Origin of the sequence: Streptacidiphilus neutrinimicus (assembly GCF_000787815.1) — a bacterium.
Classification (GTDB): domain Bacteria; phylum Actinomycetota; class Actinomycetes; order Streptomycetales; family Streptomycetaceae; genus Streptacidiphilus; species Streptacidiphilus neutrinimicus.
In genome coordinates this window covers 38,138-48,145 of the sequence record NZ_BBPO01000014.1, presented here as the reverse complement: position 1 = coordinate 48,145, position 10,008 = coordinate 38,138, and the positions used below count along the sequence as shown (strand labels likewise).

Genomic DNA, 10,008 nt, shown 5'->3' with positions numbered 1-10,008 from the left:
GCCCCCGTGCCACGCACCGGACCGGTGGTGCTGCTGGCGGCGACGCCGGGCGAGGAGCACACCCTGCCGCTGGACGCGGTGGCGGCCGCGCTCACCGCCCGCGGCATCGGCTTCCGGATGCTGGGCTCCTCGGTGCCGCCGCTCGCGCTCGCCCAGGCCCACCGGCGTCTCGGCCCCGCCGCCCTGCTGCTCTGGTCGCAGTGCCGGGCCACCGCGGCCCCCCAGCTCGCGGCGGACCTGCTGAACCTGCCGTTCGGCGTCGCGGGCGCGCGGCACAGCCCGCTGCTGCTGCTCGGCGGGCCGGGTTGGCGTGCGGCGGGCACGCCGCAGGCGGCGCTGCGGCCGGCCAGCCTGCGCGCCGCGGTGGACCTCGCCGTCGCGGCGCGCGACGTGTTCGTCGCCCCGCCCGCGCACGCGGGGGCAGGGCGACGGTGGCGGTGAGGACGGCGGTGACGCGGCGGACGGCTCAGGTGGTGGCGACGCCGTCGCGGTAGCCGGTCATGTAGAAGGTGCCGAAGCCGTTCTGCACCGGATCCCCGCTGTCGTTGATGCAGTGCAAAATGCCCCCGCCACCCGCTCCGTTCAGACAGACCGTCATCAGGTCGGTGAAGACGACGCCGGGAGTGTCGGGCACCTCGTAGGCGCGGTCGGTGTAGATGTTCGCGTTCAGGTCGAAGAAGCAGTAGCTGCCCAGCCCCCACGCCTTGTGGTCGGTGACCGAGTCGGCGACCTTGTACGCGGCGTACCCCAGGGTGGAGCCGTGCGTCCACGCCGACTGCGTCGGCACGTCGTAGGGGTGCTCGTTCTGGAAGAAGTAGGTGCGGCCGTGGTCGCCCTTCCACAGCACCTCGTACTTCTGGTAGTGCTCCACCGCCAGGCCGTAGGCGGTGACCCGGTCGCCGACGACCTCGATGCCGGTGTCGGCGGGGTTGACCGTCCAGCCGACCGAGCCGTCGTTGCCGTGGTCGGCTCGCCACAGCCACAGGTTGTCGCAGAACACGTCGTTGCTGTCGATGCGGACGCTGACGGCCGCGCCGCCCGGAACGGCCCCACCGATCCGGACGTAGACGTCGAACAGGGCGGTGGGATCCGCCGAGTGACGCACCCGGCTGCGCCCGTCGCCGACCTGGAGCAGCACCGGGGAGTGGGCCGAGGCGGCCTCCAGCAGCACCCCCGCGACGGTCACGCCGCCCACGTCCGCGACCTCGATCAGCGCGTTGCCGTGCGTCGCCTGGAGGGTGGCGAGCCCGAGGCCGAGAACGACGGTGCCCGGACGGCGCACCTCGATCGGGGCCGACAGCGGGTACACGCCCGGGGTGAGCAGCAGATGCCGCCCCTGGGCGAGAGCCCGGTTGATGCTCGCGGCGCTCTCGCCGGGGCGGGCCACGTGGAAGCGGGAGAGCGGGACGCCGTGCCCGGCCGCCCGCCCGGAGGTCCAGGTCGGTCCGGCGGAGTCGCCCCGCAGCGCGGGCACGAAGACGTGGTACGCACCGTCGCGTCCGACGGTCAGGAACGGCTTCTCGCGCACGGTCGGAGTGCGGTCGACCACGGTCCAGGCGGGGTTCGGGAAGTGCTGGGCCGGAGCGCCCTCGGTGCCGACGAAGACCATGTTCCAGTTGGACCCGGTCCAGCTGCCGAAGCGGTCGTTGCGCGAGAGCCACTGCTGCTGCGAGCCGGAGTCCACCTGGCCGTCCACGACGCTGTCGGCCAGGAAGCCGCCGCTGGACCAGCGGTTGCCGGGCGGGCTCGGCCACAGCGTCATGTCACCCTTGACGTGGGTCCGGCGCATCGGGCCCGCCTGGGCGACGGCCCAGCGCTCCAGGCCGTCCGGCGGGACGACGCAGAGGTTCTCGGCGGCCCGCCAGAAGTTCTGGGTGCCGTTCCCGCCAAGCCACTGGGCGTCCACCGTCACATGGCCGTTGATGACGACGTCGTCGGGCGAGTCGCCGAGTCCGAGGACGTGGGTGTAGAAGCCGACGTTGATGTCGACGTCGTAGGTCCCGGGCAGGAACGCGAGCGCGTAGCGCTCGGTGCCGAACTGGTTGGACTGCTGCGTCTGGAAGACGGCGTCGACCTGGGCCTGGATCGCTGCGTTCCCCATGGAGGGGTCGAACAGCAGCACGTTGGGGCCGAGGTCGGCGGCGCCCGGGCGGCCGGCCGGGCGAGGAGCGGTGCCGGCGAGGGCCGACGGTGCGGGCAGCGCGCCCGCCAGCGGCAGCGCGGCGGCGAGGGCGATCGAACGGCTGAGGACGGTACGGCGGTTCGGGGCGACAGGCATTGCTCTCCCAGGGGTGGACGGGCGGAGCTCAGAGAGCGCTCTCGCGGGAGTGAAGCACCCGCACTGATGGTGCGTCAATGGAGTGGAGACAATCCAGCCCGCGACCTTCTCGTTCGTTCAACTCCTGAAGGCCGACCCGTCTCGGTGCGAAGGGTGCAGAATCGAAGGTATGGACGCCCTCCGGTACGGAGCCGAGCGGTTCCGCCACGACGTCGGAACCGCGATCTTCGCGCGGATCGCCGGACCGGACGGCGAGGAGGTCCGCAGCCGGATCCACGACACCCCGGGCCCGCGCTGGTTCGCCCCGGACCGGCCGATCCGCACCGTCCACGCGGACGCGTCCATGTTCGTCGGCGGGCTGAGCGCCCTGCTGCTGCAGACCCTCCATCCGCTGGCGATGGCGGCCGTCGCGGAGCACTCCGCCTACCGCAGCAGTCCGTGGGGCCGACTCCAGCGCACCAGCACCTTCCTGGCCACCACCACCTACGGAACGGCGGCCGACGCGCACGCCGCGGTGGAGCGGGTCAGGGCGGTGCACGCGGGCGTCCACGGGATCGCCCCCGACGGCCGCCGGTACGACGCCACGGACCCGCACCTGCTGGAGTGGGTCCACCTGGCCGAGATCCGGTGCTTCCTCGCCGCCTACCGCCGGTACGGCGCTGAGCCGCTGACGGCGGAGCAGGAGAACGGCTACGTGACCGACACGGCCCGCGTGGCACGCGCCCTCGGCGTCGCCGCGCCGCCGACGGACGTGGCCGGCCTGGAGCGGCGCTTCGCGGAGTTCCACGCGGAGCTGTCCGCGACCCCGGCCGCGCGTGAGGCGGTTCGCTACCTGGTGCTCGACCCGCCTCTGCCGCTGGTGGTCAGGCCCGCCTACCTGGGCCTCTCGCTGGCCGCCGTGGGTCTGCTGCCCTGGTGGGCGCGGGTCGCGCTGGGACTGCCCCTGCCGATGCCGGTGCGCGCCTCGGCGCCGGTGGCGGGCCATTTGCTGGTCCGCGGCATCCGCTGGGCGACGCGTCCGCCGGAGCGTTCGGAGCCTTCGGAGACATAGGCCAGGCCCCGCGCCACAGGGGGGTAGACGCGGGGCCCGGACCGGAGGAAGGGCGGCCGTGCGCCGGGGGACGTGTCGCCCGGCCGCTTCCCTCGCGTCGGCGGCGGGTCGTCCTGCCGCGCCGACAGGCAGCGCCTGCCCCCTCCCCGGCGGGGCAAACGGTCGCAGGCGGCACGTGTGCCTCGGAACGTCGGGGGCAGGCGCACCCTCGCGGCGCGCCGTCGGGCCCGCCGCGCTCCTGACGGACGAGGGAAGAGGAGGATTCCCGTGACGACCACCGTCTCGGCACTACGCCAGCACACCGCCTACGAACCGGCCATGGACCTGTCCGGCTACGAGGTGCGGGCGTCCGACGGGCGCCTCGGCAGGATCGCCGAACGGGCCGTCGCCGCCGCCGAGGTCTACGGCGGCACGGAGCCCGTGCTGGTCCCCGTCGGCGCCATCGTGTCGATCGACCTCACCGACCGCGTGGTCCACCTGGACTGCACCAAGGCGCAGGTCCGCAACGCCCGGTGGGCCGTGCGCGGCGGCGCCCGCTACGTCCTGCGGGAGGGCTGATCCGATGGGACGCAAGGCGGAACTTCCCGGACCGATGACGTGGGCGTGGGCGTGGCAGGAGCGGGCGGCCTGCGCCGAGCGCGACACCATGCTGTTCTTCCACCCGGCAGGGGAGCGCGGCAGGGACTTCGAGGACCGCGAGCAGGCGGCGAAGCGCGTCTGCGCCGCCTGCCAGGTCATCCGTCAGTGCCGTGACTACGCCCTGGCCACCCACGAGCCTTATGGCGTGTGGGGCGGCATGAGCGAGGACGAGCGCGGCAGCGTGCTGCGCCGCCGCCGGGCCGTCCCCGCCGGGGGCCGGTTCAACTTCAACGGGGCGACGACCGTGGCGGCCGCGGGATGAAGCCGCTGGTGCGCGCCCGGTAGGCCGCGTACCCGGGACGGTCGGCCATGTGCCGTTCCAGCAAGGCCTTTCCGCTGCCCGCGGTGAGCAGGTACGTCATCACGAGCGGCGAGACCAGCGTCGCCGCGGCGACAGGCAGGGTGGTGCAGGCCAGCAGCCACAGGCCCCACCAGACCAGGAAGTCGCCGAAGTAGTTGGGGTGGCGGGTCCACGCCCACAGGCCGCGGTCCATGATCCGGCCCCGGTTGGCGGGGTCGGCCTTGAACACGTGCAACTGCCGGTCGCCGACGGCCTCGAAGGTGAGGCCCGCAACCCAGGCCAGTGTCCCGAGGACGGCGAGCGGCCCGATCGCCTGCGGCGCGTAGCACGCGGCCTGCACCGGGAGGGAGACCAGCCAGACCAGCGCGGCCTGCAGCAGGTAGACCATCCGCAGCGCGTACAGGGCGCGCCGGGTGCGGCCGGGCCCCGCCTTGGCCAACAGCCGTTCGTAGCGCGGGTCCTCGCCGTGGCCGCGCCCGCGCCACGCGATGTGGACGGAGAGACGCAGACCCCACGCCACCGTCAGCACGGTGACCAGCGCGCGCCGCCCGGCGTCCCCGTGGCCCTCCGTCGCCGCCAGCGCGCACGAGGTCGCCGCGACGGCGGCGAACGCCAGCCCCCAGGCGCTGTCGACGATCCGGTGCACGCCCTTGACCAGCGCCAGCGCGAACGTCGCCAGCATGACGACGAGCGAGGCCCCGGCCGCCGCGCCGAGGCCGATCGCGAACGCCGCCCACGGGAAGCCGCTCACCACGCCACCCCCGACGTCCCGTCGGACTCGAGCGGCGCGGGGACGCGGTCGACGGCGGGCGTCATGCGCGGTCCTCCCGGGTGAGCAGGATCTGCCGGACATCCAGGTAGCCGGAGCGGAACCCGGCCTCGGAATAGGCGAGGTAGAGCGTCCACATGCGCCGGAAGGCCTCGTCGAAGCCCAGTTCGGCGACCCGCTCGGCGTGCGCGGTGAACCGCTCCCGCCACAGCCGCAGCGTCTCCGCGTAGTGCGCGCCGAAACCCTCGCTGCTGCGCACGCGCAGGCTCGTACGGGTGCGGGTCACCTCGTCGACGGCCTCGTTGGACGGCAGCATGCCGCCCGGGAAGATGTACTTGTGGATCCAGGTGTAGGTGCGCCGGGTCGCCAGCAGCCGGTCGTGCGGCATGGTGATCGCCTGGAGGGCCACCCGGCCGTCCGGCGCCAGCATCGCGTCGAGGGTGCGGAAGTAGACGGGCCAGAACTCCACACCCACGGCCTCCACCATCTCGACGCTGACGACGGCGTCGAAGCGGCCGTCGCGCACCGGGTCCAGCCGCCGGTAGTCCTGCAGCCGGATCTCGACCGCGTCCGCGCACCCGGCCGCGCGGACCCGGTCGCGGGCGAGTTCGAGCTGCTCCGTCGAGAGTGTCAGCGACAGCACGGTGGCGCCGCGCCGGGCCGCGCGGATGCAGAGCTCGCCCCAGCCGGTGCCGATCTCCAGCACCCGGCTGCCGGGGCCGACCCCGGCCAGGTCCAACAACCGGTCGATCTTGGCGTGCTGGGCCTGCTCCAGCTGCTCCCAGCGGGCCGGGAGCTGCCCGAAGACGGCGCTGGAGTAGCTGAGGGAGTCGTCCAGGAAGAGCCGGAACAGCTCGTTGGACAGGTCGTAGTGGGCGCGGATGTTCTCGCGAGAAGCGGCCTCGCCGTTGGCTCCGCTCGGCTGCCGCCGCTCCCACAGCCGCCGCAGCCGCTGCAGGGAGGGCGGGACGAGCGTGGTGAGCTGCTCGGCCATGACGGTCAGCGCGCCGGGCAGGTCCGGGGCGTCCCACTCGCCGGCCTGGTAGGACTCACCGAAGCCGATCAGGCCGTCCGCGGCGAGGCGGGCGGTGAACGCCTCTGGGTCGTGCACCCGGAGCAGTGGGCCGCCCCGGCCCAGGACCTGGTCGCCCATCTGCACCCGCAGCGGCAGGCTGCGCAGTGCGCGTGTGATGACGGCGCGGGCGACGGCCGTCCGCAGCGGTGAGCTGGCGGGCACCCGGACGACGTCGGCCCACCTCCGCGGGTCGATCCGGTCCCGGAGGAGCGGTGTCGGCGGGGTCTGCTGCAGGGTCACTTCGTACCTTCCTGGGGTTGGTGACAGGGGCGTGGGCCGGTCCTGGGCACGACCGGCAGTCCGCGCAGGTAGAGGCGGATGCCGTGGAAGCGGATGGCGAGGGCCGCCGTGAGCGGGGCCAGGGGATGGCGCAGGGCCGCGGCGGCGAGGGCGGCGGAGGTGGCGGGCCGGGGCGTCCCCTTGACGGTGGCGGTGAAGGCGCGCCCGGCGTCGAGGTCGAGGTGCACGGTGAGGTCGAGCCGCTCGCCGGGGACGGGCAGGCGCATGCGGTAGCGGCCGGCGACGGGAAAGAAGGGGGAGACGTAGAAGGCCTTCTCGGCGGTCGCGCCCTCGGCGGCCTCCGGGCCCAGCAGGTAGGCGTGGCGACCACCGTAGGTGTTGTGCACCTCGGCGACCACGCACGCGAGCGAACCGTCGGCGGCGTGGCACCAGTACACCGTCAGCGGATTGAAGACGTAGCCGAGGACCCGGGCCTGGGTGAGCATCAGCACCCGGCCGTCCGGGGCGGCGGCGCCCCGGGCGGCGAGGAAGCGGTCGAGTGCGGCTCGGATCGTCGGCCCACGGCCGTCGAAGTGATCGCGGGCCGAGAACCCCGCGACCGGGCGCAGCGGGCGGGCGACCCGGGGAAGCCGGTCGAGGTCGACGAGCCAGTAGTACGTGCGGTGGTCCAGGGTGTAGCGCTGCCGCGCGGTGCGCACGTGGCGGACGCGGCTCTCGTAGAGGGTCGCCGCTGACGAGGCGGCGAGGCCGCCCCACGGGGGCGCGCCCGTGGACGAGGGCGCGGTGCTCACCAGGCCACCCCCAGGGCGGCTGCGGCGGCCACGCCGGAGCGGCAGCCGTCCTCGTGGAAGCCCCAGCCGCGCCAGGCCCCCGCGAACGCGCAGACGGACGTGTCGAGCTCGGCCAGCCGTGCCTGCGCGGCGACGGACTCGCGGGTGTAGACGGGGTGTTCGTACTCCATCCGGTCCAGCACCGAGGCCGGGTCGACCAGCGCGCCGCCGTTCAGCGTCACCAGGTACCGGTCCGGGGTGTCCAGGCGCTGGAGGCGGTTCATGTCGTACGAGACCCGCACCGCGCCGGCGTCCGCGTCGCACGCCGGGAGCAGCAGGTTCCACGACGCCCGCGCCGCGCGGCCGCGCGGCAGCACGGACGTGTCGCCGTGCAGCAGGGCGGGGTTGCGCGAGTAGCGGAAGGCGCCCAGCAACTCCCGCTCGGCGGCGGTGGGTTCGTCCAGTACCGCGAGCGCGTGGTGCGGGTGCAGGGCCAGGACGACGGCGCGGAACGCGTGGGTCTCCCCGCCCGCGTCGACGACCTCGGCGCCGTCACGGTGGCGGACGACCCGGGTCACCGGCATGCCGGTGCGGACCCGGTGCACCTGCTTGGCGATCCGCCGCACGTACTCTTGTGACCCGCCGGTGACGGTGCGCCAGGTCGGTGAGCCGGTGACCGCGAGCATGCCGTGGTGGTCGAGGAAGCGGAACAGGTAGCGGGCCGGGTAGGCGAGGGCGACCTCGCCGGGGCAGGACCACACGGCGGAGACCAGGGGGGTGAGGAAGTGGGCGGTGAAGTAGGGCGAGAAGCCGTGCCGGCGCGCGAACTCGCCCACCGTCGGCCCCACTTCGTCCGCGCCCGTCGCGCCCGCCGGGTCCGGCGACCCGGCCAGCAGGCGCTTGGCCCGCCGGTGGAACAGCGGCACCTCCGCCAGCATCCGCAGGTACCGGGGGTCCGCGGCCCGTCGGGGCTGGGCGAACAGCCCGCGCGGCCCCCTCGCGCCCGCGTACTCCAGACCGCAGCCGTCGCACCGCACCGACATGCTCATCTCCGACTCCTGGGTGGCCACCCCGAGCTCGGCGAAGAGCCGCAGCAGGTTCGGATAGGTGCGCCGGTTGTGCACGATGAACCCCGTGTCGACGCGCTGCGGCACCCCTCGCGCGTCGGCCAGCTCATGGGTGTGCGCGTGCCCGCCGAGGCGGTCGTCCGCCTCGTAGAGGGTGACGTCGAACCGCCGCCCCAGCACATGGGCGGCCGTCAGACCGGCCACCCCGCTGCCCACCACCGCGACCTGCTCCCGCACCACCAGGGACCTCCGTGCCTCGTCGACTGCTCCGGCATGAGTCATTCGGAGCCGTCGGGCGGCCCGGATGGGTGGGCGGCGAAGATTTTCGCTCCTGTCACCCGTCCGTGCGCCGCGCGGCTGCGAACAAGGAGCAAGAGGATGGACGCGGGCCCGGCCGACCGGGCGTCGCCCGAGGCAAGGGGATGTGGGTACACCGTGGACGGACCGCACAGCAGGAGGGGCGACGGCTCGGAGCCGACGTTCCTCGGAACCCCGCCGGTGCCGGGGCAACGGCCGGAGGATCTGCTGGTCCAGGTGGCCAGGGGGAACCAGGACGCGTTCGCCGCGCTGTACGAGCACATCGCCGGGCCGGTGCTGGGGATCGTGCGCAGCGTGCTGCGCGATCCGGCGCAGTCGGAGGAGGTCGCGCAGGAGGTGCTGGTCGAGGTCTGGCGCACGGCCGCGCGGTTCCGGCCCGACAAGGGCGGCGCGCTGGCGTGGGTGCTGACGATCGCGCACCGCCGCGCGGTGGACCGGGTCCGCAGCGCGCAGGCCGCCACCGACCGCGAGCACAAGGCGGCCCTGCTGGATCAGACCCCGGCCTACGACGAGGTGAGCGAGGCGGTCGACCACCGGCTGGAGCGCGAGCACGTGCGGCGCTGCCTGCAGGCGCTCACGCGCACGCAGCGCGAGTCGGTGGTGCTGGCGTACTACCGGGGGCTCACCTATCGGGAGGTCGCGGAGTTGCTCGCGGTGCCGCTCGGCACCGTCAAGGCGCGGATGCGCGACGGCCTGATCCGGATGCGGGACTGCCTGGGGGTGACGGCATGAGCGGCGCCGACCTGCACATGCTCGCCGGGGCCTACGCGCTCGGCGCGCTGGAAGCGGACGAACGCGCGGCGTTCGAGGAGCACCTGGCCGACTGCGAGGCGTGCGCGGTGGAGGTGGCCGAGTTCCAGGCCACCAGCGCCCGCCTGGCCCAGGCCGTCGCGGAGACCCCGCCGACGGCGATGAAGCAGCAGGTGCTGCGGCGCGTCGCCGAGGTCCGGCAGGAGCCCCCGCACGTCGAGCTGCCCGCACCGCGCGTCCCCTCGGCCCCCGCGCGCGCCCGCCGCGGCGCCCGGTTCGCGCTTGCTGCGAGCCTGGCCGCCGCGGTCGCCCTCGGCGGCGTCGCCGCCTGGCAGTACAGCCGCGCGCAGGACGCCCACCAACAGGCCCAGCAGGCGCAGGCGGAGACGGCGCAGATCGCCGCCGTGCTGTCCGCGCCCGATGCGCATGCCGTCGTCGGCGCGGTCGGCGGCGCGGGCCAGGGCGGCCACGCCACCGTCGTCACCTCGCACAGCGAGAACAAGGCCGTCTTCCTGACCCCCGGCCTGCCCGAGCTCCCCTCCGGCAAGACCTACCAGCTCTGGTTCAACGACGCCGGGGTCATGCGGCCGGCCGGCCTGGTCGCCCCGGGCGCTTCCGACCAGACAATCCTGCTCAAGGGCCCCCTCGCCCAGGCCGAGGGCATGGGCATCACGGTCGAGCCCGTCGGCGGCTCGCTCCACCCGACGACCGCGCCGATTGCGCTGATGCCTTTCCCGGCCGCCTGAGCCA

The 10,008-nt window shown here is 74.3% G+C and carries 10 protein-coding genes and 1 pseudogene; 6 read left to right on the top strand and 5 right to left on the bottom strand.

Annotated elements, in window-relative coordinates; all coding sequences use genetic code 11:
* Positions 1–441: pseudogene (locus TR48_RS12005) on the top strand (cobalamin B12-binding domain-containing protein); the annotation flags it as partial.
* Between the two features lie 25 nt (positions 442–466).
* Here the strand turns inward: TR48_RS12005 and TR48_RS12000 are convergent.
* Positions 467–2,278 carry a pectate lyase-like domain-containing protein gene (locus TR48_RS12000; RefSeq protein ID WP_042366067.1) on the bottom strand — a complete coding sequence of 604 codons (1,812 nt, stop codon included), beginning with the start codon at positions 2,276–2,278 and terminating at the stop codon, positions 467–469.
* Between the two features lie 169 nt (positions 2,279–2,447).
* Between TR48_RS12000 and TR48_RS11995 the strand changes: the two genes are divergently transcribed.
* The 3 genes from TR48_RS11995 to TR48_RS11985 all read left to right on the top strand — a co-directional run bounded on the left by TR48_RS11995 (position 2,448) and on the right by TR48_RS11985 (position 4,230).
* Positions 2,448–3,329 (top strand): oxygenase MpaB family protein, encoded by an 882-nt coding sequence (locus tag TR48_RS11995; RefSeq protein ID WP_042366066.1) that lies wholly within the window; start codon positions 2,448–2,450, stop codon positions 3,327–3,329.
* 267 nt (positions 3,330–3,596) lie between these two features.
* Entirely contained in the window at positions 3,597–3,887 is a 291-nt protein-coding gene (locus TR48_RS11990; protein ID WP_042366065.1) for a hypothetical protein, read from the top strand.
* Positions 3,888–3,891: 4 nt separating this feature from the next.
* A complete protein-coding gene (locus TR48_RS11985) occupies positions 3,892–4,230 on the top strand; it encodes a WhiB family transcriptional regulator (protein ID WP_042366064.1) in 339 nt (112 codons plus the stop codon).
* Here TR48_RS11985 and TR48_RS11980 read toward each other — a convergent pair.
* The 4 genes from TR48_RS11980 to TR48_RS11965 all read right to left on the bottom strand — a co-directional run bounded on the left by TR48_RS11980 (position 4,196) and on the right by TR48_RS11965 (position 8,472).
* Complete coding sequence (locus tag TR48_RS11980) at positions 4,196–5,020, bottom strand: DUF1295 domain-containing protein (RefSeq protein WP_042366132.1); 825 nt, start codon at positions 5,018–5,020, stop codon at positions 4,196–4,198. The genes TR48_RS11985 and TR48_RS11980 overlap by 35 nt on opposite strands.
* Positions 5,021–5,081: 61 nt before the next feature.
* Positions 5,082–6,347, bottom strand: coding sequence for a class I SAM-dependent methyltransferase (locus TR48_RS11975; protein ID WP_439654464.1), 1,266 nt, complete (start codon positions 6,345–6,347; stop codon positions 5,082–5,084).
* A gap of 2 nt (positions 6,348–6,349) precedes the next feature.
* Positions 6,350–7,051 (bottom strand): DUF1365 domain-containing protein, encoded by a 702-nt coding sequence (locus TR48_RS11970; protein WP_042366131.1) that lies wholly within the window; start codon positions 7,049–7,051, stop codon positions 6,350–6,352.
* Between the two features lie 89 nt (positions 7,052–7,140).
* Positions 7,141–8,472 (bottom strand): NAD(P)/FAD-dependent oxidoreductase, encoded by a 1,332-nt coding sequence (locus TR48_RS11965; RefSeq protein WP_042366062.1) that lies wholly within the window; start codon positions 8,470–8,472, stop codon positions 7,141–7,143.
* A gap of 216 nt (positions 8,473–8,688) precedes the next feature.
* Between TR48_RS11965 and TR48_RS11960 the strand changes: the two genes are divergently transcribed.
* Positions 8,689–9,240: a sigma-70 family RNA polymerase sigma factor gene (locus tag TR48_RS11960; protein ID WP_236652117.1), complete on the top strand. Its 552-nt coding sequence runs from the start codon at positions 8,689–8,691 to the stop codon at positions 9,238–9,240.
* Entirely contained in the window at positions 9,237–10,004 is a 768-nt protein-coding gene (locus TR48_RS11955) for an anti-sigma factor (protein ID WP_042366061.1), read from the top strand. The genes TR48_RS11960 and TR48_RS11955 overlap by 4 nt, the downstream gene beginning before the upstream one ends.
* Positions 10,005–10,008 lie beyond the last annotated feature (4 nt).